The 26,229-nt window shown below is 34.4% G+C and carries 17 protein-coding genes; 7 read left to right on the plus strand and 10 right to left on the minus strand.

What is annotated here, in order from left to right; translation table 11 throughout:
• The first annotated feature begins 4 nt into the window (after nt 1-4).
• The 3 genes from Q0910_RS10825 to Q0910_RS10835 are packed head-to-tail and all read left to right on the plus strand — an operon-like array spanning nt 5 to nt 2,825.
• Nucleotides 5-589, plus strand: a complete 585-nt coding sequence (locus Q0910_RS10825) for a hypothetical protein (protein WP_299215894.1) — start codon at nt 5-7, stop codon at nt 587-589.
• On the plus strand, nt 586-1,971 hold the full coding sequence (locus Q0910_RS10830) for a DUF5723 family protein (RefSeq protein WP_299215897.1): 1,386 nt from the start codon (nt 586-588) through the stop codon (nt 1,969-1,971). Before Q0910_RS10825 ends, Q0910_RS10830 begins: the two co-directional genes overlap by 4 nt.
• A 5-nt stretch (nt 1,972-1,976) precedes the next feature.
• Nucleotides 1,977-2,825, plus strand: coding sequence for a hypothetical protein (locus Q0910_RS10835; protein WP_299215900.1), 849 nt, complete (start codon nt 1,977-1,979; stop codon nt 2,823-2,825).
• A 2-nt stretch (nt 2,826-2,827) separates the two neighbouring features.
• Here Q0910_RS10835 and Q0910_RS10840 read toward each other — a convergent pair whose 3' ends face one another.
• Nucleotides 2,828-4,105, minus strand: a complete 1,278-nt coding sequence (locus tag Q0910_RS10840) for a replication-associated recombination protein A (protein ID WP_298318731.1) — start codon at nt 4,103-4,105, stop codon at nt 2,828-2,830.
• A 165-nt stretch (nt 4,106-4,270) separates the two neighbouring features.
• On the opposite strand from Q0910_RS10840, the gene Q0910_RS10845 reads away from it, so the two are divergent.
• The gene (locus tag Q0910_RS10845) at nt 4,271-5,008 is read left to right on the plus strand and encodes a rhomboid family intramembrane serine protease (RefSeq protein ID WP_299215904.1); all 738 of its coding nucleotides are present in this window, start codon (nt 4,271-4,273) and stop codon (nt 5,006-5,008) included.
• Between the two features lie 13 nt (nt 5,009-5,021).
• Here Q0910_RS10845 and rlmB read toward each other — a convergent pair whose 3' ends face one another.
• The 9 genes from rlmB to Q0910_RS10890 form a co-directional block, all read right to left on the minus strand.
• Entirely contained in the window at nt 5,022-5,756 is a 735-nt protein-coding gene (gene rlmB / locus Q0910_RS10850) for a 23S rRNA (guanosine(2251)-2'-O)-methyltransferase RlmB (protein WP_299215907.1), read from the minus strand.
• Between the two features lie 128 nt (nt 5,757-5,884).
• Nucleotides 5,885-6,760 (minus strand): hypothetical protein, encoded by an 876-nt coding sequence (locus tag Q0910_RS10855; RefSeq protein WP_299215911.1) that lies wholly within the window; start codon nt 6,758-6,760, stop codon nt 5,885-5,887.
• A gap of 6 nt (nt 6,761-6,766) precedes the next feature.
• A complete protein-coding gene (locus Q0910_RS10860) occupies nt 6,767-7,699 on the minus strand; it encodes a hypothetical protein (protein ID WP_299215914.1) in 933 nt (310 codons plus the stop codon).
• 17 nt (nt 7,700-7,716) lie between these two features.
• Nucleotides 7,717-9,327 (minus strand): SusD/RagB family nutrient-binding outer membrane lipoprotein, encoded by a 1,611-nt coding sequence (locus Q0910_RS10865; protein WP_299215917.1) that lies wholly within the window; start codon nt 9,325-9,327, stop codon nt 7,717-7,719.
• A gap of 18 nt (nt 9,328-9,345) precedes the next feature.
• Nucleotides 9,346-12,576 carry a SusC/RagA family TonB-linked outer membrane protein gene (locus Q0910_RS10870; protein WP_299215919.1) on the minus strand — a complete coding sequence of 1,077 codons (3,231 nt, stop codon included), beginning with the start codon at nt 12,574-12,576 and terminating at the stop codon, nt 9,346-9,348.
• A gap of 276 nt (nt 12,577-12,852) precedes the next feature.
• Nucleotides 12,853-16,113, minus strand: a complete 3,261-nt coding sequence (locus Q0910_RS10875; protein WP_299215922.1) for an FG-GAP-like repeat-containing protein — start codon at nt 16,111-16,113, stop codon at nt 12,853-12,855.
• Between the two features lie 71 nt (nt 16,114-16,184).
• A complete protein-coding gene (locus tag Q0910_RS10880) occupies nt 16,185-17,768 on the minus strand; it encodes a RagB/SusD family nutrient uptake outer membrane protein (protein ID WP_299215925.1) in 1,584 nt (527 codons plus the stop codon).
• Nucleotides 17,769-17,780: 12 nt separating this feature from the next.
• On the minus strand, nt 17,781-20,960 hold the full coding sequence (locus tag Q0910_RS10885; protein ID WP_299215928.1) for a SusC/RagA family TonB-linked outer membrane protein: 3,180 nt from the start codon (nt 20,958-20,960) through the stop codon (nt 17,781-17,783).
• 374 nt (nt 20,961-21,334) lie between these two features.
• On the minus strand, nt 21,335-23,029 hold the full coding sequence (locus Q0910_RS10890; RefSeq protein ID WP_299215931.1) for a ShlB/FhaC/HecB family hemolysin secretion/activation protein: 1,695 nt from the start codon (nt 23,027-23,029) through the stop codon (nt 21,335-21,337).
• Between the two features lie 185 nt (nt 23,030-23,214).
• Here Q0910_RS10890 and rpsL point away from each other — a divergent pair, with 185 nt between their 5' ends.
• Genes rpsL through fusA form a run of 3 tightly spaced genes read left to right on the plus strand, consistent with a single transcriptional unit; the run spans nt 23,215 to nt 26,228 of the window.
• Nucleotides 23,215-23,589: a 30S ribosomal protein S12 gene (gene rpsL / locus Q0910_RS10895; RefSeq protein ID WP_024770883.1), complete on the plus strand. Its 375-nt coding sequence runs from the start codon at nt 23,215-23,217 to the stop codon at nt 23,587-23,589.
• A 23-nt stretch (nt 23,590-23,612) separates the two neighbouring features.
• Nucleotides 23,613-24,089, plus strand: a complete 477-nt coding sequence (rpsG, locus tag Q0910_RS10900; RefSeq protein ID WP_118461067.1) for a 30S ribosomal protein S7 — start codon at nt 23,613-23,615, stop codon at nt 24,087-24,089.
• 12 nt (nt 24,090-24,101) lie between these two features.
• Nucleotides 24,102-26,228: an elongation factor G gene (fusA, locus tag Q0910_RS10905; RefSeq protein WP_299215935.1), complete on the plus strand. Its 2,127-nt coding sequence runs from the start codon at nt 24,102-24,104 to the stop codon at nt 26,226-26,228.
• The last annotated feature ends 1 nt before the right edge of the window (nt 26,229 follow it).

A 26,229-nucleotide genomic window follows, 5' to 3' on the forward strand; every position in this document is an offset into this window, starting at 1 on the left:
CCAGATGAAAATAAAAAAAACCTATGCATTGCTGCTATTTATTGGCGCAATTTTGATGACAGCTTCTTGTGTCAAGGAACTCGATTTTGAGCAACTTGATGAGGTTGTTCTTACACCTGTGTTTGAAGCAGATTTTATTTATTCAGAATTTGATATAGAGGATAATATTCCTCAAGGTACTCCTCCAAATACTGAATTTACAATTCCTCCAGAAGTTTTACGAGATACCATAAATTATGATTTAGTAGGTACAGATTTTGCTATAGATAATTTAGATAGGGTAGAGTTAACTATGGAAGTTCGGAACACTATTCCAGTAGCATTCACGATCCAGTTTCAGTTTTTAACACAAGCAGGTCAACCGATAGGACAACTATATAATATTGAAGTGCTAGCAGGATTAGGAGAAGGAACAGAGCCTGTTATATCATTTTCAGATTTTGAACCATTAAACAATGCAACTTTAAATGAATTAGCTTCTGCTCAAAAAATAGCTACGGAAATTATTGTTCCAACTTTAAATTCTGATCTAAGGGGAGCCTTGCAAATAAGATCAAAGGCTACTTACTATGTAAATTATCAATTATGAGAATCTTACTATGCCTTTTAGGTTTGTTGGGATGCTCATTATATTCTCAGAATAAAGAAACCTTATATGATTTTACAGATTTGCCCCAATCATTAATGCTTAATCCAGGCGCGGACATAAATTTTAAGTATCATGCTGGAGTACCATTTCTATCTCAGATACATTTTAATGTTGGGTTTAAAGGAGCTTCGATTTATGATGTTTTTGCTGATGACGGTAGGGATATAAATGATAAGATTGAAAATACCATAAATACGTTGGGGAGCAATGATTTTTTTACGCTTACACAGCAATTAGATCTCATAAATTTTGGATGGAGAAGTAAAAATGATGAGAATTTATACTATTCTGGAGGTATATATCAGGAACTTGATTTGATTGTCTATTTCCCAAAAGATTTTGCAGTATTAGCATATCAGGGAAATCAAGATTTTATTAATGTTCCGTTTCGATTTTCTAATATTAGCGCTACCGGAGAATTCTTAACTGTTTACCATTTTGGCTACAATAAAAAAGTAAATAAGAAGCTTACGTTTGGTGCAAGAGCAAAGCTCTATTCTAGTATATTTAATTTTCGAAGCACAAAAAATAGAGGAACTTTTACTACGATAGAGACGCCTCAGGGAAATAACATATATCAGCATTTAATAAGTGATGCAGATGTGAGTTTGCAAACTGCAGGATATGCTTCTTTGCGCGACATTGAATCTGAAGATAATTCTGATGGAGCAAAACAAGTGCTTAATAAGTTTTTAGGAAGAGCATTTCTGGGCGGAAATTTAGGTGTTGGTGTGGATATTGGATTTAGTTATAAATTAGAAGATCAATTGACTGTTACTGGTAGTATGACCGATTTAGGAATGATTTTTTATACGAAGGATGTTGAGACCTACAGAGCTAGAGGTAGTTTTGCTTTTGAAGGAATAGAGACTCCGATTACAGATGATAATGGTCAGGATGTTTTAGACGAGTTAGAAGAAGCAATACCTATCGATACTCTTAATACGAGTTACGCTGCTTTACGTCCTTTAAAACTTAACGGTTCTATAAAGTATTCCTATAATAAGTATGATGACGGTACCTGCGATTGTAATGACCCTCCTTATCAGGACGCTTTTGGATTACAGATTTTTACGCAGTTTAGACCCAAAAGACCGCAGTATGCAGCATCACTGTTTTATTATAAGCGCTTGTCTAGTTTTCTAAGAACAAAACTGACATATACAGTCGATGATTATTCTTATAAGAATATTGGTTTTTTAATGTCTACCCATATTAACAAAATTAATTTCTATATTTCGGCAAATAATCTTTTAGAATATTCTAATCTTGCAGATGCTAGGGGAGTATCTGTTCAATTAGGATTTAATGTAATAATGTAATGAATATGACACGTATTTTATTTTTTGGGCTTGCACTTTTCTTTACTATCAACTTTTCTGCTCAACAGAGTGTAAATGATTATAAATACGTCATTGTCCCAGAAGGGTATATGTTTTTAAAGGAAAATGATGGGTATCAGTTAAACTCATTGACGAAATTTTTATTTAAAAAGTATGGTTTTGAAGCCTTTATGCGAGGAGATGAATTGCCGGATGATCTAAAAAAGAATGGATGTAAAGGGTTAAGGGCTGATGTGAAAAAAGAATCAGGATTATTGAAGACAAAACTTATTGTTGACTTAATTGATTGTAATGGTGAAATTATTTTTAGTTCCAAAGAGGGAACAAGTAGAGAAAAAGATTTTAAAAAATCCTATCACGAGGCTCTTAGAGATGCGTTTAAAGATGTAGAGTACCTAAATTATAAGTATAATGGCAAACATGAAGGTTCTGTGCAAAATGAAAATAATTCAGTTCAGCAACCAAAGGTTTCAGCTCAACCAGTCGTATCAGAAGAAGCTCCGGTTACCAAAAATGATAGGGTAGAGGCAACAAATGAAACTCAAGATAAACTTTCAAAAAAAATGTCAGTAACAAAAGCGGTTTCTTTTATCTATAATGAAGAAATATTCTTTTTTGAAAGTAAAGTATACGGTTTTGAATTAATGCAAAAGAAAAATGCAAAATCTACTTCTATTGGAAAAGTGTTTAAGTCAAGCAGGAAGAATAATTATATTATACAAGCAGGTGATTTAAGTGGTATCGGATATTTTGATGCATACGGGAATTTTATTCTGGAAAGAATTAATCCGGTGACTGATAAGTTGATTACTGATACTTTTGCTCGTCAGTAATTCTAGTAATTATATTTATCACCCCATCGTGATTTTAGAAAAGCTCTTAGTGCATTTTCACGCTGATTATTACCTGGCTCATAAAGCTTTGTGTTTTCTATGGATTCAGGAAGAAATTCTTGATGTATAAAATTATTGTTATGATCGTGGGCGTATTTATAATCCTCACCATAACCCAATTCTTTCATTAATTTAGTTGGAGCATTTCTTATATGCAAAGGCACAGACAAATCTCCGGTTTGCCTCACTAATTGTTGAGCTTTATTAATAGCCATGTAAGACGCATTGCTTTTTGGAGAAGTTGCCAAATATACAGCGCATTGACTTAATACGATTCTGGCTTCGGGATAGCCTATAGTAGTAACCGCCTGGAAAGTATTATTAGCCATAATCAAAGCGGTAGGGTTGGCATTGCCAATATCTTCGGATGCTAATATGAGCATCCTACGTGCTAGGAATTTTAGGTCTTCTCCTCCTTCAATCATTCGTGCTAACCAATAGACCGCTGCGTTTGGGTCACTTCCTCTAACAGATTTAATAAATGCTGAAATGATGTCATAATGTTGCTCTCCTGTTTTGTCGTATCGTACTGTGTTCTGTTGTACAAGTTTTAAAACAAGATCGTTGGTAATTATAATCTCATCCTGATCCTGACTGGATACTATTAGTTCAAAAATGTTTAATAATTTTCTAGCATCTCCGCCACTTAATCTAAGTAATGCTTCTGTTTCCTTGAGTTTTATTTTTTTTGATAGTAAATAGTCATCTTGTTGCATAGCTCTATCAAGTAGGGCTTCTAATTCTTTTTTTCCGAAAGGATTTAGAACATATACCTGACAGCGGGATAGCAAAGCAGGAATTACTTCGAAGCTTGGATTCTCTGTAGTAGCTCCTATTAATGTGATCCAACCTTTTTCTACAGCTCCCAGCAAAGAATCTTGCTGAGACTTACTAAAACGATGAATCTCATCAATAAATAGGATTGGGTTTTTAGAAGTAAATAACCCACCGCTTTGTTTAGCTTTATCAATTACTTCACGTACTTCTTTTACACCACTATTAATGGCACTAAGAGTGTAAAACGGTCTATCTGACTCGTTAGCTATGATATTAGCTAAGGTAGTTTTTCCTACGCCAGGAGGACCCCAAAGAATTAAAGAAGGAATAATTCCTTTTTTAATTTGTTTAGTTAGCGAACCATCATCACCAATTAAATGCTCTTGGCTTAAATATTCTTCTAATGATTTAGGGCGTATTCTTTCTGCCAGCGGTTTATTCATAATCACAAAGGTACTAAAGAGAGTTAAGTAGATATATTATAATTAGTAACTTTATTCGTTATTCAACCAGCTTATGACATCTTTTATACGATTTGAATGTTCGAATTACTGACAAATTAGCGGTGTTTGGTTTTTGGATGGTTTTTTGATTTATATCAAATGCTTATGGAAAGAAGTAATCATTTTAAATTTAGTACGGGAGTTATTGGATATCCAATATTATTTGTATTGGCTATCTGGATTACTTTTTGGTTTGAGATTCGCTTTGGCTTTGATTTTAATCATTTCGGAATATACCCCAGAACCTTAACTGGGTTAAGAGGGGTGTTTTTTTCTCCTTTTATTCATGGAGATTTAGCACATCTATGGCATAACACATTACCGTTATTAATTTTGTCGATGGCACTTTTTTTCTTCTATCCGAAAAATTCTTGGAAGGTATTATTTTTAGGAGTGCTGTTTACTGGTGGTATGACTTGGTTATTAGGGCGACCGGCCAATCATATTGGGGCTAGTGGTATTATTTATATGCTTTTCGGTTTTTTGTTTTTTAAAGGAATAATAGCAAAGCATTTTAGATTAATTGCATTGTCGTTTGTGGTGGTCTTTATTTACGGGAGCATGATTTGGTATACGTTACCTGTAGATCCAAAGATCTCTTGGGAAGGGCATTTATCGGGTTTAATAGTTGGCGTATTATTAGCTTTCTTGATAAAAAAAGGAATCGCTAAACCAAAAACATATTATTGGGAATCTTCAGATTATAATCCTGATGATGACGAGTTTCTAAAGCATTTCGATGAAAACGGTAATTTTATAGAAAAACTTCCCGAAGAAGAAGGTGATATCGAAATAGTATATGAGTATAAATCTAAAGATGATTCTTCTAAAGAAAATTATTAATATTTATTAGTTCCTACATTCTTTGTCTTATAGATTCATATAAGAACACACCACAGGCAACAGAAACGTTTAGAGATGCTATTTCTCCATACATTGGTAATTTAGCCATGTGATCAGCAATCTTTATTACGGAGTTAGATATACCTTTTCCTTCACTACCCATTACTATTGCGGTAGGAGTAGTTAAATCAATATCATAAATAGGGGAAGTTGCTTTTTCCGTTGCTGCCACGATCTGGATTCCTGAAGCTTGTAAATAAAACATAGCATCTTTAATATGATCTACTTTGCAAATTGGAATTTTGAATATGGCACCTGCTGAGGTTTTTACAGTATCAGCACTTACTGGAGCTCCTCCTTTCTTCTGAATAATTATTCCGTGTACACCAGTACATTCAGCCGTTCTAATGATTGCACCAAAATTACGAACATCTGATAATTGATCAAGAATTAAAAATAGGGGAGTCTTACCGGATTCGATAACCTGTAGTACTAAGTTTTCTAAATCCTGAAATTCGATTGGAGCTATATGCGCGACAACACCTTGATGATTTTTGCGAGTTAGTCTATTAAGCTTTTCGATAGGTACAGAAGAAAAATTAAGATTTTCTTTTTTAAGCAGACTCATCAATTCTTTGGCTAGTTCACCTTGTAAACCTTTCTGAATAAAAAGTTTGTCAATAGTTTTACCTGAGTTAATTGCTTCGATGACTGCTCTTATTCCAAAGATTTGTGATTCGTTTTTCATCTTAATAGGTAGCGCACAATGTAATTGTATTTGTATGCTGTTTTTTTTGATTTGTTAATGTGCTAAAAAGCAACAAACCTGTAAAAAATTACAGGTTTGTCGATAAATAATATTTTATTAGCGATTTATTATAATGCTATAAAATTAGAGTATTCAGCTACACCACCAACTGTTGTTTTGGTGTATCGGGCAACAGGAAATCTTCCATTAGAAACAGTTCCAGCAGGAACAACAACCTCTACAATAGTAGTAACACCATCCGGTCCTGTAAAAAATATTCTTGTAGGTACATCTTCCGTTGTAGCCGGGTTAGTAATATCTGAACTGAAAACAGTAAGATAAATATCATAATTTCCATCAGGATTACCATTACCAAAGCCCATTACTTCATACCTTGATCCTGTACCAGAACTACCAAAAGAACCGGTAAAACCTTCATCGATAATTTCTGCATCAAAGTCATTAACATTTGGGTTAAGCCAGTCAATCAATACAAGCATTCCAGCAGGATTTGATTCCTCTATTCTATCATAAATGTCTATTGTAATTGGCTCAGAGCTTAAAGCTGTATTGTCGTTAGCTACAGGAGTAATCGTTTCATCATCACCTTCACCTTCTATGGTTACTAATCTTACTCCAGAAGCAGCAAGCTGAACACTTTGAGGTTCATATCCAATTCCTGCGTCTACATCTAGCGCGGTGATTGTACCTGAACCTGTTGTTGCACCATCTTCTAATCTAACTTGAGTAGATGTAATAATAGCTGGAGATTTCGAGTCAACTTGAATTATAGCGTCATCAGAAAAACCCTGAGGAACAGTGATGTCAAAATTTAAATCACTTCCTATAGCAGCAAATGCATTAGTAGTATTAATAGTAGCAGTAACATTTACTGATGGCGCGCTTGGTAATACGACGTTATTTAGTTCATTATCTTCATCATCACAAGATGCAAATCCTGCTAGAATTATAGATAGTGAAAAGATATATTTATAGTTTTTCATGATATATTATTGTTTAGTTAAAACGAGAGTCCATACTCCTCCACAACAAGTTAATGTAACGGGCATAGTTAAGGTAGTGTCAGCAGTACAGGTTAGAGCTAAACCAGCTGGTGATGCAGCAAAAGGTCCGTAATCTGAATCAAATGTAAGACCACCTGCACCTACAGGAAATGCAACTCCACTTGCTCCTAATGACAATGCACCAGTAGAAGTATCTACATCAACAACTAAGTCATCACCTCCTACAAACCCTACTGAGCCACCGACTACAGTAATTTGATTTGCGCCTGGGCCTAAAATAACTTCTCTAGTTCTATCTGGATCACTTAATCCAAGTCCACCCTCAAGTGCATTGCTGGTTACATCATAATTACCAACCAATTCGGATAATTCAAATTGAGGACAAGCAAATGTAAAATTGAAAGCCATTGCATTTCTGTATACTCCTCCTAATAAATTAGTAGAAGTGTTACCTCCAGAAAGAATCCCAGTATCAGCATCAAAAACAGGAACTTGTCCAGTGAATGAAACACCGTCGTTTCTTACTGCTTCAGCAACAAAAGCAAAGTTGTCACCAAATCCTAAAGAATTTAAGGGAACTCCTATAGCATCTGCAATCATTTGAGCACTAATAGTTAATGTAGCAGGAAAGCTATCAATTGTTAGGAAATTATCTACAGTTGAAATTTGTCCACCTACAGTCGCTACCATATCTAAAGTATAACTAGCAGTGTTTCCATTTATATCCTCTATTGGCAAAGAAAAGCTAGCTTCAGCAGGAACAGCAAAACTAAGCGTGGGAGGAGCTACTTCATCTACAAAGCGTATAAATGAACCTTGAGAAGCTGAAAAATCGGGTAAAGGATTTTTGCTGTCATCGGTACATGAAATAATCATTGCGAATGACAGTAAGACTAATATTTTATTTAAGTTTTTCATGTTTTTTGAAAATTAAATTAATCGATAAAGTTTGCAGGATTGTTATCCCAGAATACCTGATCCGTAAGTTGATTAAAATCAATATTAGGATTCACATTTACCTCATCTGATGCTATTATAAATGATCTAGGGAATGGTGAAGCATCAATTGGATCCTGAAGTTCAGGAAGTCCAGTTCTTCTGTAGAAATTATATGCATCTATACCATTACCATAGTTACTAATATAATATTGCTCCAAAATAATTGTTTGTCTATCCTCGTCAGTTGCCGCAGCATCGTAATCACTCAATACATTATTAACAAAACTATCTACGTCAGCTGTACTTGGTGCAAAGGCAGCTTGAGCATCTGCAGCACCAAAAGCCATAACTTTAGCAATATGGTTTCTTACCCCTTCTTCTAAAAGAGTTCTTGCATCACCTGTAGTTCCTAGAGTTATAGCAGCTTCTGCTTGTATAAATTTCGCATAACTTGATAAAAGGATAGGATTAATCCCAGCGCCATTCAATCCTGGATTTAACGTACCAGGTGTATTATTGTCATTATCAAACGATCCACCACCAGGATAAACACCATAAATAGTTCTAGCTAAACCATCAGCAGGAATTCCCTGTGAGAAAGCATGTACTCTACCCCAATAAAACCCTCCGATATAGCATTCATTTGGATCTATGTTACAAGGTAAGTCATCACCTGTTGGCTCAGTCAAAGATTGTCTGTAAAAATAGTATCGTAGTCTAGGATCATTACTATCTCTTAGTGTTCTCATTAAGGAGTTACTCATATAGATAGAACCTCCTCCAGCAAGATAATTTTCTGTAAAATAAGTATGTCTACTTTCTGCAGGGGCTGTATCAGTAGTGTATGAGAATTGGAAATCATCAGCAACAGTTTCCATTAAGTCCCCACCGGCAATTAAAGAGTTAATCCCTGTTCTAGCTCTAGTAGCATCTATATTACTAATTTGATTATACATTTTTAATTTTAATGTATTTCCAAATGTAATCCACTTCGTCAAATCTCCACCATAATATAAATCAGTAGTTATTCTACTGGTTTGTCCAACTAATCCGCTAATACTAGCATCTATTAATAAGAACATCTCATCATAAATGGCAACTTGATCATCGGAAGAAGGGTTAAGAATTGCTGGATCGTTCGCTTCACTAAATGGTACATCTCCAAAAATATCAACAAAAGTCGCGAAGGTATAGGCAGTTATTAATCCTGCTATTGATTTTATTTGAACTAGATCCGGATCAGCCTCTGCTAAAGATTCCAACAAAAGTCTATTCCCATTTATACGATAACCTCTTTGCCAAACATTATCATCAGATGGAGGTGCGAAGGAATTGAATGTTGTGTTTTCTATGTTAGACTGGTACGTGTCAAACATATTATCCAATCTCATTACGCTTGTAGCTTCATCTCTAACTCCTTCAAAGATTTTATTTAAATCAATTTGCATTTGATTTAAGATAAAATTAGGATCTGCACTTTCCGGAGAAAGAGTGTTTGGCGAAACTGTAAGGTCTAACTCTGTTGTGTCACACGATCCTAATAGAATTGTAAGAGATGTGGCAATACCTACAAAGTATCTACTTATATTGTTTTTAATTTTTTTCATTTTCAATTTAATTTGTTATTAAAAAGTAGCTTTTATGCTAAAAGAATATCTCTTAGATGTAGGAGCGGTTTGAAAGTCTAATCCTTGTCCATTACCAACACCTGTACTTAATACTTCTGGATCAAAATTAAGATACTCTGGGAAGTTGTAAGCTTTATACCATATATTTTGACCAGATATTGCGAATGAAATACTTCCGAAAGGAGTTTTTGCTAACATTTCTTCTGATAATTTATATGCTAAGGTTACATCTCTTAATCTTAATGTTGAACCATCATATACTCTACCTTCATCAGCTCTAAATACATTTTGGAAGTATATATCGTTAGCTCCTATTTGCACTGAGTTTTGTATTGGTTGTCCATTACTGTCTAGCACAGGAAGTCCTGTTGTAGGATCACCTACAACACCTGGTAGTATTGTTGTAGATTCTCTGTCCTCAGTATCTCTTGTAACTCCTCTTAATAATAAGTTTTGAGCAGTATTCGAAAGAATATCACCACCATGAGTATATTCTAGCTGCGCAGATAATGAAAGTCCTTTATAACTAAAAGTGTTAATAGTGGTCATTCTCCAGTCTGGGTTAGGATCTCCAATTTCTTGTAAAATGTCATCAACAGGAACATCATTACTAGTTAAATATCTTCCTTCTGTTGTAGAATTAGCTGCATCTACTAAGATATTTCCATTATCGTCTCTTATATAGTATGTACCTAATATAACTCCTAGAGGTCTTCCTTCTATAGCGTAGTTACCTAATCCTCCAAATCCTGCAGTTAAAATTCTTTCTTCAGGAAGCTCTACAACTTCTGTTTCAAAAGCAGTAAAGTTGTTTTGTATATTCCAAGAAAAAGAATCAGTTTTTATAGGTGTTAAACCTAGGGCGATTTCTATACCTTCTCCATCAATTTGACCAGCATTAAAAAATCTTGATGAAAACCCTGTGGATGGAGATAAATTTTGTTGTAAAATTTGATCTTTCGAAACTCTAGAATATACACTAGCGTCTAATGTAATTCTGCTGTTAAAGAAATTTGCTTCAATACCTAATTCTATTTCTCTATGTAGTTCTGGCTTTAAGTCTGGATTAGCTAGAGCTGCAGATAATGTGTTTGTTGTGGTAGGATTAGTAGCTCCACCAAATGCATTAGCTGTAGAATTTAACTGTTGAGCCGTTCTAAATAATGTTGGGAAACCAGCAGATGTTGCATAACCTCCACGTAATTTTAGAAAATTAAGAACATCACTTCTTAATCCCTCGAATGCTGAAGTAGGAATAAAAGATAAAGATGCGCTTGGATAGAAAATTGATCTGTTTGCCGGTTGAACGTTAGACACCCAGTCATTTCTTCCTGATACTGTTGCATATAAGAAATCGTTATAATCTACTTTAACTTCTCCAAAGAAACCAACTACATTTCTCTCGTCGTTAAACTGTAAATCTACACCCGATACTGGATCAACACTGTTATGATTGATATAGTTATCATGATTTTGTCTTCCGAATACAACTTGATTAGTACTCGCGATTCCGTCTCTTCCGAATTCATCCCTTCTACTTTCAAATCCTACAAGTGCACCAAATCTAAAGTTACCAGCACGATAACCATCAAAGTTTAAGATTGCTCTATGATTTAAAATCTCGTTTGTTGACGTTGTTGTTCTTAAATAACCTACTTGGTATTCTGCTCGAGCAACTGCTCCTTTATTTACAGAAAAACGTTGTAAGTCAGTATATGTATCAAGACCAAATGTATATTGCAGACTAATATGATCGTTAAAAGTGTATCCAGCATTGAAAGAACCAAATGTTCTTCTAGTGTCAGATGAAGTACCTGCATTATCAAGTAACCAGTATGGGTTTTCAATATCAGGTCTATAATAAACACTAGAACCATCAATTGGATTTTGATACGGTAAATTTGTTAGGTCTATATTTCTTGGAATAAATAATAGTCTTTGGAAAATAGTAAGCGCTCCAATACCATTACTAGCACTAATAGGAGGAGTTCTAAGTGTTGTATTAACATAATTTAGAGTACCACCTACATTAAAATTGTTTGACAACTTTAGATTACCACCAACACTGAAGCTATTTTTTCTTAAATTATTACTTTGGATATATCCATCTTCATCAGTATTGTTGTAGTTTATACTAAAGTTTCCTTTATCAGTTGCGCTTGATACACCAACAGATGTAGATCGACCAAGACCAGATCTAAAAAAATCTTTAACATTATTCTCTGCAGCTTGATAAGGAATTTCTATTCCAAAAAACTGAGGAAATAATTCTTCAAAACCTGGATTTCTTCCGTTTGCATATGGATGAATAACAGTGTCTATATCAGAAAACGCAGCACCCCAGTTACCTACAAAACCTGGATTAAAAGCTTGGTCAGCTCCTTGTCCGTATGTGTTTTGAAACTCAGGTAAATTAGATATTTGAGTTACGTAAGTTGTATTAGAAAAATTTACTTCAAATTTCTTGTTACTTTTCTGAGTAGAACCTGCTTTTGTAGTAATCAAGATAACTCCATTTCTACCACGAGATCCATATAAATTGGCTGCACTTAAACCTTTAAGAACACTAATGTTTTCAATGTTATCTGGGTTAAGGTCGAGAGTACGATTACTAGTACTTGTAGTACCTGATGTAAAACCACCAGTTGTATTAGGACTGGATTCGAAAGGAACCCCATCTACTATATAAAGTGGTTGGTTATTACCAGTAATAGAAACACTGGTTCTAATGAATACGTTCGTTGCACTACCTGTAGCACCACCCGCTCCTGTAATTTGAACACCAGGTATTTTACCATTTAATGCCCTATTAATATCAACTTCAGGTTTTTGTTCAATTTCATCGCTTTGTACTACAGTAACGGCATATCCTAAAGATTTTTTCTCTCTTCGGATACCTTGTGCAGTAACTACTACTTCTTCTAAGGTAGCAGCATCTTCAGCAAGTTGAACGTTGATGGTGTCTCCATCTCCAACTACAACTTCTTTTGTTGTAAAACCTAGATAACTAAATGAAAGAACAGCTCCTCTGTTTACTTCAATAGTATAATTACCATCAAAATCAGATTGCGTACCCTTACTAGTACCTTTTACAACGATATTTACCCCTGGTAATGGTAGACCACTATTGTCGGTCACATTACCTGAGATCGTTTTTTCTTGTGCAAACGTTAGTTGCACTACAAACGCCAGCAATAGCGTTAGAATTCCTCTAAACTTTGTTCTCATTTTATAATTTATTTGAATTAGCCAATGCCAAAAATCACAATAATATCTTTATAAAACAACTTTTTGATCCTAAAATTTAAAATATTGTTAAAGTGGTGTGTTAAAATATGAAACCCTTCTATAACGTTGTAGTAGAAGGGTTTTGCTAATTTTGTTTATTTGTAGAATAAACTTTATAATAAGTTTTAACAAATTATAAATTATTTTTTTTGTAGTATAATTCTTTTGGAAAACCTTAGTTTTAAAATGATTATGTTTTATAAAGATATTATTGTGTTATTCTAATTTATATGTAAATAAGCTATCGTTATTAGAAACGGATATTAGATATTCCTTTTCTTTATATTTAATTAATCTTAATTTTTCAATCTGTTTTTTGAATGAATTTATGCCAATTTCAGTTAATAATTGGTACTTTATGTTCGAAATATGCTCGTTTTGATGGATTAAAAAATTGGTATTAGCGTTAAAAACACCGTGATACGTATTAAGACCATTAAAATTACCTGCGGTTAATAGTTGTGCAGATCCTGTTTTTTTGAAATCGTGTTTTATAAAACAATTTATCGGTGATAACTGAAGTGAAGAAGGAAATTCTCTAAATTTACTGAAATTATTGCCATCATTAATAATATAGCCACTCGAAAGTGTATTAACATTATAAACGGTTATTGATGAAGATGTATTCAGTTTTTTTATGATATTTTCGATTGTTTCTTTTGCGTAACTCTTGTAGTCTTTATACAATTTATTAATAATTGGTAATTGGGATGCTAATTCGTCTTTAGAATTTACTGGATAATATTGTTGATTTATTGCGTAAGCTAGAATCGTTTCTTTTTTACCGTTTTGATCAAAATCAGCATAATACATTCTTATTGGGGCTTTTGGTGTTGCCTTAAATTTTGTGTTCAATCCCCAGTTACCGAGCATAATATCTTGGTCTCCGTCTTTATCAATATCAAAAGTCGTTATTGATTGCCATAATCCTTTTAAAGTACTTAGCCCTTCTATTTCTTTTAGTTTTCCTAATTGATTTAAATATACTCTTGGCTGATCCCATTCCGAAGCAATTAATAAATCTTTTATCCCATCATTATTAAGGTCAGCCCAAGTGGCATCGGTAATCATACTTTTTAGAACAAAACTTGAGTCTTTTTCAAACATTCCATTCCCTTTATTTTTGAGGATATAAGCAGATGGTTTTTCTCCAAAACTTTCGGGATTTGACTTATTTCCTACGAAAACATCAATGTCTCCGTCTTGATCATAGTCATAGGGTTTTAGAGTAGAAGTGTTTAATTGGTTTTTAGGAATGTTTTTACCTTTTTTAAAAATTCCATTCCCATTGTTTATGTATATTCTATCGTTTTGGTATAAAGAATCTTTTTTCAAAATAATGCCAGATGCTACCAACAGATCCTTGTCATTATCATTGTCAATATCAATAAAAATAGCATCTACATCTTCACTTATAGAGTCTTTTTCTATTTCGGGTGCAGATATTTCCTTGTAACCATTAGAAGAGCCTATGAACAGTTTGGATTTTTTATAGGAAGAGCCTCCGATAAAAATATCATCCATTCCGTCGTTATTGATATCACTTATAGCAATAGCAGGACCTTGAGTTGAAACTTTATAAGGAATTAATTTATTAATATTAAAATCATTATATGAATCTTCTAGATGTTCGTATTGAATAAGATTTTCTTTTATAAATAGTGGAGGCGTATTTTTTGTTATAACCGATATAGGTTTAGTCTTGTTACTATAATTAATGGTAATATTACTTGAAGAAGCTTCAGGATGAAGTTTTTGTTTTGTTTGGTTAGGCCAAATAACAACAATGGAGTCGAGTCTATCGTTGTGAGCTAAACCAAAATGAAGTTTGGGCTCTACAGAAGAAATGAATCCTCTTGAAGAAAAGAGTTGCTTATATTGAGTATTTTTTTTGGAGTACAAGTATACTTTTGAGCCTATACCTAATTTGTTATGTTTTGTATAATTGAGTTTTATAGATAAGTTAGAATTGTTGTTTGTGGAATTAGAATTATTTTCATAGATACTAGCATAATCGTTAAGGTTGTTGGTGATAAAATCTAGATCTCCATCTAAATCTAAGTCGGCGTATGTAGCTCCATTAGATAGCGTAGAAGTGCTGTTAATCCATTTTCCTGTTCTATTAGTAAAGGTTTTGGAATTTCCTTCAAATATTTGGTTAGAGGCTTTTCCTGTAGGCATTGCATCTAATGATTTAATGAGCCAGTCGTCATTGTTTTTAGACTTAGTCTTAAATGAATTAGAAAGATACCTCATAAAGTCTAGGTTATTTGGTCTTTTAGAAACCCCATTGGTTATGAATAAATCTTGATGCCCATCATTATTAAAGTCGGCAAAAAGTGGGGACCAGCTCCAATCGGTCGCAGCTATATTATTATATAATGCGGTCTCGGTGAAATACATTCCATTATTATTTAATTGAAGCATGTTTCTGGCATATTGTTTTTGGTATCCCTGCTTAATAAGAAAGTCTTGAGTGTTGTATGAAATATCTCCGTCTGATTCTTTTAATACTTTTTCATTATTTGGAAGCATATCTAAAGTAATTAAGTCCTGATATCCATCATTATTTATATCCGCAACATCACTACCCATAGAAAATCTGCTCGTATAGGCGAAATTTTTGGATAATTCATTGCTAAAAGTTCCGTCTCTATTGTTTATGTAATAATAATCATCTTCATGAAAATCATTACAGACATAAATGTCATCCCATCCGTCATTGTTAAAATCCGCAATTGCTGCGCTTAGTCCATATCCATTTGCTCCTCCATAAATCTTTGCATCAAGACTTACATCATTAAACGTTGAACCGTCATTTCTTAATAATCTATCTCCTATAAAATCAACTCTTTTTCTTCTAATGTGCGAAGGCCCATGAGAGTTTTTAGTGTGTAATGCATGATTAACTATGTAAACATCTAAGTCATCATCTTTGTCATAATCAAAAAAATATGCTTGTGTGGCATATCCTTTAAGATTTAATCCGTACTTTTTTGATTCTTCTTTGAAGGTTCCGTCTCCATTGTTAATGAATAGTTCATTGTTGCCTTTGAACCCTAAAATTTTAGTTACAGCACAGACATAGATGTCAAGCAAACCATCTCCATTAATGTCAACCATTGTAGAGCCTGTATTCCAATCAGAGTTTCCACCGGTTCCTGATTTTTCAGTAATATCTTTAAATTTTAAATTCCCTTGATTTAGATAAAGTTTGTTTTTGCCTCTGTTAGAAATGAGATAAATATCTGGTAAACCATCATTATTAATGTCTCCAACAGACACTCCGCCTCCATTATAATAGTATAGGTAGTTTACAATATTATACTTACTATCTTCTAAAATGTTGTTCTGAAAATTTATTCCTGTAGATTCGTGATCCAATTTTGAAAATAAAAAGGGAGCCTGTAAAGTTTCTTTTTCATTGCACGAAGCTAAGAAAAGAGGTAATATCAGGATTTTAATGATATTTTTCATTACTTAAAAGTAAAAAAGAGGCTGTTTATAAACAACCTCTTTTATTGTGTAAAAAAGTTTAACTTATTTTATTATTCCAAAGATGATGGAATATTATTAAAATCTGATTCGAATGCTGGCACTGGCCAATATTCCAGATATCCATAATTAATTGTAGCATTTGTGTTTAGTACAGCATTTTGATCTAGTACACGTGCTCCTGTTCTAGAACCGGATGCTATGCCGTAACGACGAGCGTCATAAAAGGAAACAGCTCTAAAAATTAGTGCTAAACGACGTTCTTTTCTAATTTCCTCTAAGGCTTGATCTTGAGTCAAGCCTGTTCCAACCGTAGCTGCTAGTTCTGATTCTTGAAGGGTTCTTACAGCATCCAAATGAACAAGACCGCCTTCGATATCATTGGTTCTAACTTTGGCTTCTGCTAAAAATAATTGATTTTCTTCAAAACTACCGGCATAATACATTGCTATTTCTTCAGCAACATTTGATTGGATTGGTGATTCTACCTGCCAGAAATAAGAGGCTCCATATTGTATTCCTCTACCTCTTTGGTTAGGGAAAGGAAATCCATCATCCGGATCTTGAATAAAGTACTCGTCAAACCTTGCATCTCCTGGATTTATATCCTGTATTAAACGATCACTAGGAAAGTACCAAAAACCTAATACTGCAGATGGTAACCAGCCATTTGCGATAAACGAGGATTCTGACCTCATTACAAAAGCATTATCATTTAAGGAAACACCATTGCTTGCTAGAGTAATCACTTCATTCCAATCAGAAGCACTCATATCAACAACCTTTGTGTTGTATACTAGATTTCGAACTCTTAAGGTGTTTATGTTTTCCAATAAACCTGCTTTACCTAAACTTCCAATATGACTAAGGAAGAAGGATGTAAAAGTACTGTCAAAACCACTATCGTCTGTAACACTATTTAAAAGAGATTCTAATTCATCTAATAAAGAATTTGACTTTGCAATTATGGCTGTATTTGTAACAAAAGCTGTGCTTGGGATAGAAGTAGGGTTTGTAATTAATCCACTATCATTGATTACACCAAGTTCGTATAACGATCCTAATCTGCTGTAAGCATATGCTCTCCACCATAAGGACCAAGCAAGAAAAGCATCTTTGGTAACGTCGTCGGCTGGTAGCTCCGGTAACGCTTCTGCGATAGTGTTACTTTGCACTATAACGCTATACATATCTCTCCATTCGTATTGCAAAGCATTGTCGCTACCGGCATCTCGGGTATTTCTAATTGCGATTTCACCAGGTTGAGGTCCACCTGCTGGTGGGGTGACAACAGTTCCATCGTCTAAAACAACGGATTCTGTTTGATTTATCCATCTTCCACCAAAATTACCCCAAGGCATGGTAAGTACATCTCCCATAGTTTCGTGATATCCATAAGTAAACCATAGCATCGGACTTTCTTTTTCTGGTCCTACGCTCTCGAAAACATCTTCAGAAGAAATAAAATCATAAATACCTTTCGAAAAAGTAGTCAGTCCATCAACATTTCCTAATGAAGCTATAGTTGGTAGATTGTTATCCACCGGGTCAATATCTGTGTCAAGGATGTTATCCTGACATCCTGTTAAACAGGTTAGTATTAATAGAAATACTATTAAGTTAAATAAACTTTTCATAGTTTTTATTTTTTAGAATGTAAGATTTAATCCGAAATTGTAACTCTTTACATTTGGGTGCGTAAATTCATCAAATCCTCTTTGGAAAGTGTTTCCAAAGCCTCTCGCTGCTTCAGGGTCTAGACCTTTATAGTCTGTTATGGTGATAAGGTTTCTTCCTGAAACAGTTAAGTTTATCTGGTCGAAAATATCTGCCTTAAGCAATTTATTAATTTTAAATCTAAGACTAATGTCTCTGAAACGTATGAATGATCCGTCTTCCACAAATTCTGAAGTAGGTACATTGGTATTGTAAAGAGATGTATAATAACTTACGAAAGCACCTGTTTGAACCGCTCCTGTAGGATCTTCAATAGAAACAGGTACAGCAGTATCAGTATGTAATCCATTGTTGTATAGCCATTGTCTTGCTCTATTGTATACGTCTAAACCTTGGAACCAATCAATTTGGAATGAAAGTCCAACAACATCATTAAATAAAGAAATGTCATTTATGAAAGTTAAAACAAAATCTGGTTGCGTGCTACCTCTTACTTCTTTGTCTGGGCCAATAACTACATTACCAGTATTCTTATTTACGACATATCCTGAGCTTGCAATGGTAAAGTCATCTACATCGGCAGCTGGAATAATTCTATTTCCGCTGTTGTCTACAGCATCAAGACTAGTAATAACAGGAAAAACCGAAAATGTACCAATCTCCTCGCCTTCTTGTAAAACAAAATTGTCATTAACTACTACTGGAAGTCCATTCTCTATTCTGTCCAATGTAGCTGTGGATTTTGTAAAGCGTACGCCAAAGTCCCATTTAGTTTTTTGAGAATTATAGATACCAAAATCTATCGATGCTTCAATACCATCACTACTAATGTCATAAGAGTTGTCGAAAACAGCAGAACCACCCGTACTAGAAGGGATTCCTAAATCAAAAATAGCTCCTTCTGTTTTACGGTCAAAGTAATTAATAGAACCATCAACTCTATTAAACCAAGTGCCATCACTAGGAGTAAAGGTGTAGTCAATACCAACTTCAGTTTCTTGAGATAATTCAACTTCTAGGTCCGGATTAGAAACTGTAGATGGGATGCTGGATAAAGCTTCACTACCTACTGTTGTTAAGGCAAACGTAAAGATGTTTTGGCTAAATAGCGGTTGTATACCTGCCTCACCGTAAGCAGCTCTTAATTTAAATGAGTTTACAATACTAGAATCAAAAAGTTCTGCAATATTGAAATAGGCATCAGCACGTGGGAAGGTAAAGTCTAAACCATTACCAAATCTATTGGAGAAATCTCTTCTAAAACCACCTGAGAACCCAAATAACGATTGGTAATCAAATTTTTGGTTGATTAAAAATCCGTAAGTCCTAAATGGTGATTCAAGAAAGCCATTAAAGGTTTTTACTACGGCTTGGTTTATATTAAAAGATCCAAAAGGGCCTGCAGGAAGATTGGTACCTGTTACAAGAGTTTGTCTCAATTCCTGATCTCTCCAATCAAAATTAAAAGTCGTAGTAGATGTAATAGGTACATTCAGCTTTAGGTCCTCCTCAAAATCTAAGGTTAGATTTGCAGATAACAATAAGTTCTGAAAATATTCTTGAGTATCTATCTGATTTATAATTCCTGTAATATTTGTAGGGATCGAACCTGATTGTAAATGGCTGCTTTGGTTTTCTTGAAAGAAAGCAAAGTTTTGCGTGTAGGTGTCATATCCATATTTCATGTTTAGCGTAAGCACCTCCAAAGGTTTATATACTAAGTCAAAATTAGCGAGATAACGAGTAATGTTATCTTGTCTTGTTTGAGTTTCTCTAAAGAAAAAGGGATTAATAGAGTTTGGATCAGTCGCATCAGGAGAAACTGTTAAGTCTCCATCAGAATTTCTGTTAAAGAAATTTACGTGAGGTAAGTTCTGAAATACATTGTTGATCAGGTTACTCGCATTTGCATTGTCTGTATTAGTTCCTGTATCGTTGGTGCTGTTAATAACATCAAATCTGGTATTTATTTTTATTTTCTTACCTAAATCAAACCCCAGGCTTAATCGCGCATCATATTTTATATATTTTCCTTCAACGAGAACACTTTCCTGCTCTGATCGATTACCTGCAACTAAGTATGTAATATTTTCAGATCCTCCAGATACTGTTATTCCTGTCGTAGTATTAAATGCCTTAGTAAATAAAATATCCGATGCTAAAAATGTTGGTTCGGCGAATGGTGTGTCATTAATACCTTGTGCTCCAAGCATGGTTCCATTTACATCTCTTTCGTTTGGGTCAACTGCTAAATATTGAGCGTTCCCATTTAGATTGGTAACAGGGGTTCCGTTTAGGTCTATCAAAAAACCTTCTGAGTTGGTTGAGTAATGATGCAAAGTTGCTCTATTTGCATCGTCATTTGTAATAGCAGAAGCGATACTAACGTTAGATCTAATGGATACCTTTGGAGCTCCAGCTTTACCTTTTTTAGTAATAATATTAATAACACCATTTGCTCCCTGAGCACCATAAATGGTACCAGCAGCAGCACCTGAGATTGTTTCTACTCTTTCTACATTGGTAAAATCAATATCTGCTAAACGAGAACTCTGATTAGAGGCACCACCGATACTTGTTTGAGAGGTAGATACTTGAATCCCATCAATTAATATCATTGGTTGAGAAGAGTTCAAACTATTAATTGATCTGAGTATTATATTTTGTTGTTGTCCGGGTTGACCCGTTGTAGACTGAATAATAGTACCAGCAATCTTACCTTGTAATGCCTGATCAACTGACTGTGCACCTTGAACCTGCAGATCTTCAGCTTTAACTGAATTTACAGAAACACCTAATTTGCGTTTACTTGTTCCAGAGGCAACACCAGTTACTACTACCTCTTCCAATTCTGCGGCAGAAGCTTCTAGTTGTACATTGATAGATGAGTTGGATCCGACGGTAACCATTTTGTCGGCAAACCCAAGGTAACTGTAAACCAGTACACTGCCTTGGGATGCTCGGATAGAATAGATTCCATCGAAGTCAGTTTGGGTGCCATTGTTAGTCCCTTTTACGATAATATTTACGCCGGGTAGAGGTATGCCTGTGTCGTCCGTAACTTTACCCGTTATAGTGCTTTCTTGAGCAAACGAGATTTGTGTGACTAATGCTAGAAAAAGCATCAGAATTCGATTTGTTTGTGATTTCATTATTGTTTTAATTATTAGAATTAGCCTATTCCAAAAATCATAATAATATCTTAATAAAACAACTTTTGTTTAATTTAAAATCAAATTATTGCCCTTATTGGTTAAAATAATATGAAATTTTGTTATGACCTTATAATGTGGTGTTTGCACTTTTTGTGCTGACTATTTATCTCTGTTTAGAGGTTGTTTATATGTAAAGAAGCAAGTGTTTTTTGTGTGGGTTATGTGTAAGTATTTTTTCATAATATATTATAAGATATTAGTGGTGATAAGTAATCAGGTTGTTTGGAAAAGTAAAAGGACGCTGTTTTGATATTTTTGAAGTAGCATTACTGTTTGAGTTCCTAGTTCGATTAAACACTGTTAATTAAGATTTAAAACCTTGCATTAAGACTAATATGAACTTTCGTATTAGAGAATTTGAAGTTTGAATCACTGTTTTTTCCATTTGCGAAGATTATTCTGAATAACCCTGTTTGAGTATTTAATCCTAAGCCAAATCCAAAGCTTGTAAGGTTCTCAGATAGTTCAGAGCTTTCATCTTCGAAATAAGAGTAGTCTATAATAGAATGAATATATAGGTTTGACGATAATGTGTATTGATATTCTGTGTTTAATACATTAAATAAGGACGCATTGATGCTGTTTTCTTCAAAACCTCGTATTGAATTAATGCCTCCAAATCTAAATAACTCATTAGTAAAAAGGTTGTTAGAAAAAATCGCGGAAGCAGTATTTTTTAAGAAAATAGAGTTTCTTTGGTTTAGTTCAAAGGTGTAGCTAATATCGATGCTCCCTTTTATTTGGTTGATGCTCTCTGTGTCCGTTTTCCTGTTGCCAAACTCTCCTGTGATAGTATATTTGTTTTTGATCGGAAATAAGCTGTTATTTCGTCTTCTAGTGTGATTAAAGCCGGCTGCGAAGAATGATGAGGAATAGTCGCTAATGTTTAAAGATGGCTGAGGGGTGTCAAGAAGATTATTTGAAGAAATGGTTTTGTATCCGATAAAAGCACTCTTCTTGTCATTAATAAGATAGTTAAGATTTGCTTTTTGCTCTGTAATTAAAAAACTGGAATCTTTTTTAAAAATATCTAAACCAGCTTCTATGCCAATAGGTGTTTTTAGTATGTAAGGTAATGAGATATTGGCTTGAAATCTTTGCTGCTCGTTTCCGTCGCTTTTGTATATAAGATTAAGCTGTTCTCCATAATTCAGGTTGTTAATTAAGTTTAAGTTTAAATAACCATTTAATTCTAGATCGCCAGATTCAATATCAGATGAAAAACCAAGAAATCCATCAAAGGTGTTGGCAGACTTTTTTTCGAGATATAGGTATACTTTGGTGGAGTCTTTCTCAAATAAAACCTCCGGAGGTTTAATGTTTTTCGCAAAACCAAGGTTATCAATTTTCTTAGATTTTTCAATGACGCTGTTTTTTTTGAATACAGTTCCTTTTCGTATTCTGCTATTGTATTTTAAATAGGAGTATGGGAACTTGCTGTAGCCTTTGATAATGATGTCATCAATTGTTCTGGTCTTGCTTTTAGTACTTATGAGTTTTGCTGAAATTTCATCTTTGTTTTTTTTAATATTGATAAGTGATAAGTTGCTAAAGGTGTTTCCTTGGTTGACCAGGTAGTTTGTGAGAAATTGAAGTGCTTCTTCTGTTTTTTCAAAAGATATAGAAAAGTGTTTGTCAGTTACAATGGTTGATATTTGGTTTAAGATTTCCCTTGGGATTAATTCTTTGTTGTAAGAAATGGTTAGTTTGGTGTATTTTTTATTTAGTTCAAAAAGACCTGTAAATAAAGAGTCGGATGTTTTTTGAACTTTAACTAGTCTGATGTCGAGATATCCTGATTTTAAAAGCTTTTTCTGGGTAACATCTATCTCTGCTTTTAAATTTAGAAAATTCTTAAAACGCTTTTCATATCCAATGCTGTCTATTTTTAAAGTTTCAATAGAATCATTTCCTTTAATAGATAGATTTAGAATGGTGTTTTGTGCATTACAAAATGAATGTATACATATATTAAGGAGAAGAATATAGAATATAGATGTTTTCAATTTGCTTTTTAATAGTGCTAAAATAACGGAAAATAGAGGGATTTCTTACGGTTTAATAATATCATTTTAAATCTATTTGAAAATTAATGCATTAGGATTTGAATTGCTGGAAAATATTTCTACCTTTGCAGCCCTCATAAAAGAGGTATTGTAAAATATATTTAAATAATAGTGTAAAGCAAATTATGCCAACAATTTCACAATTAGTAAGAAAAGGTAGAGCCAAAATAACTAAGAAGAGTAAATCGGCTGCTTTGGATTCGTGCCCGCAACGCCGCGGTGTTTGTACGCGTGTTTATACTACTACACCAAAAAAACCAAATTCAGCTATGCGTAAAGTAGCTCGTGTTAGGTTAACAAATGGTAAAGAAGTAAACGCATACATCGGAGGTGAAGGTCACAATCTACAGGAGCACTCGATAGTATTAGTTAGAGGTGGAAGGGTAAAAGATTTACCAGGAGTTAGGTATCACATTGTTCGTGGAGCTTTAGACACCGCAGGTGTTGAAGGAAGAACGCAACGTAGATCTAAGTATGGTGCAAAACGCCCTAAGAAGTAATTAAAAAACTTTAAGAAGAAGACATGAGAAAAAGAAAGGCTAAAAAAAGACCTATTTTGCCGGATCCACGTTTTAACGATCAATTAGTGACTCGTTTTGTAAACATGATGATGTGGGACGGAAAGAAATCGGTTGCTTTTAAAATTTTCTATGATGCTATTGATATCGTAGAAGAGAAAAAACAAAACGAAGAAAAAACCGCTTTGGAAATGTGGAAAGATGCGTTGTCTAACGTAATGCCACATGTAGAAGTAAGAAGCCGTCGTGTTGGAGGTGCTACCTTCCAGATTCCTAACCCAATTAGACCTGATAGAAAGATATCTACTGCTATGAAGTGGTTGATTCAGTTTTCTCGTAAGAGAAACGAAAAGTCTATGGCTCAAAAACTTGCTGCAGAAATTCTTGCTGCAGAAAAAGAAGAAGGAGCTGCGGTTAAGAAAAGAGTTGATACTCATAAGATGGCTGAAGCAAATAAAGCATTCTCACACTTTAGATTTTAATCACGAACAGAAATGGCTAGAGATTTAAAATATACAAGAAATATTGGTATTGCTGCGCACATTGACGCGGGAAAAACTACGACAACTGAGCGTATTTTATATTATACGGGAGTTAGTCACAAGATTGGTGAGGTGCATGATGGTGCTGCTACGATGGACTGGATGGAGCAAGAGCAGGAAAGAGGTATTACAATTACTTCTGCTGCAACAACTTGTGAGTGGAAGTTTCCAACAGAAAATGGTCAACCTTTAGATGATACTAAAGGGTATCATTTTAATATTATCGATACTCCAGGTCACGTTGATTTTACTGTTGAGGTAAATCGTTCTCTTCGTGTACTTGATGGATTGGTATTCTTGTTTAGTGCTGTTGATGGTGTTGAGCCACAATCAGAGACTAACTGGAGACTTGCAGATAATTACAAAGTTCCAAGAATTGGATTTGTAAATAAAATGGATCGTCAAGGATCTAATTTTATGGAAGTGTGTCAACAAGTTAAGGATATGTTAGGTTCTAATGCAGTGCCTATAGTATTGAATATTGGTGACGAAGAAGATTTTAAAGGGATCGTAGATTTAGTTAAGAATCGTGCTATTGTATGGCATGAAGAAGGGCAAGGAGCTACGTTTGATGTTGTAGATATACCTGAGGATCTTAAAGAAGAAGCGAAAATACTTCGTGGTAAACTTATTGAAGAGGTTGCTGCGTATGATGAGGATCTTCTTGAGAAATTTATGGAAGACGAGGATTCAATTACAGAAGAAGAAGTGCATGCTGCGCTTAGGGCTGCTGTGATGGATATGTCTATCATTCCTATGATTTGTGGATCTGCGTTTAAAAATAAAGGTGTTCAGTTTTTATTAGATGCTGTATGTCGTTACTTGCCTTCTCCAACGGATAAAGAAGGTATTGTAGGGGTGAATCCGGATACAGATCAGGAAGAAATTCGTAAGCCAGATGTAAAGGAGCCATTTGCTGCTTTAGCATTTAAGATTGCTACGGATCCATTTGTTGGTCGTTTAGCATTTTTCCGCGCATATTCGGGTCGTTTAGATGCAGGTTCTTATGTATTAAACAATCGTTCAGGTAAAAAAGAACGTATTTCTCGTATCTATCAAATGCATGCTAATAAGCAAAATGCTATTGATTATATAGAAGCAGGAGATATTGGAGCTGCTGTTGGATTTAAATCTATTAAAACAGGAGATACACTTACTGCTGAAAAGCATCCTATAGTTTTAGAATCTATGGACTTCCCGGATCCAGTAATTGGTATCGCGGTTGAGCCTAAGACCAAAGCCGATGTGGATAAATTAGGTATGGGATTAGCTAAATTAGCGGAAGAAGATCCTACGTTTACTGTGCGTTCAGATGAGGCTTCAGGACAGACTATTATTTCTGGAATGGGAGAACTTCACTTGGATGTGATTGTAGACCGTTTAAAGCGTGAGTTTAAAGTGGAGGTTAATCAAGGTCAACCACAAGTTGAATATAAAGAGGCTATTACACAATCTGCGGATCATAGAGAAGTTTATAAGAAACAATCTGGTGGTCGTGGTAAGTTTGCTGATATTGTATTTACAATTGAACCAGCTGATGAAGGTGTGGTAGGTCTTCAGTTTGAATCTACAATTAAAGGTGGTAATGTTCCTAAAGAATTTATCCCTTCAATTGAAAAAGGATTCAAAATGGCTATGGTAAATGGTCCTTTAGCAGGGTATGAAGTTGATGCTGTTAAGGTAACATTGAAAGATGGTTCTTATCATGATGTGGATTCGGATCAATTATCTTTCGAATTGGCTGCTAAGTTAGGATTTAAAAACTCTGCAAAAGCTGCGAAAGCGGTTATAATGGAGCCTATTATGAAATTAGAAGTTATTACTCCAGAAGAGAATATGGGTGATATCGTAGGTGATCTTAATAGACGTAGAGGACAAGTTAGTGATATGGGTGATAGAGCTGGTGCAAAAACTGTAAAAGCTACTGTACCACTTTCGGAAATGTTTGGATACGTTACGACGTTAAGAACATTGTCATCTGGTAGAGCAACATCTACTATGGAATTTTCTCACTATGCTGAAACTCCTTCTAATATTTCAGAAGAAGTAATTGCAGCAGCAAAAGGAGTTAACGCTTAAT

Origin of the sequence: uncultured Aquimarina sp. (assembly GCF_947495315.1) — a bacterium.
In the GTDB taxonomy this organism is placed as follows: Bacteria; Bacteroidota; Bacteroidia; order Flavobacteriales; family Flavobacteriaceae; genus Aquimarina.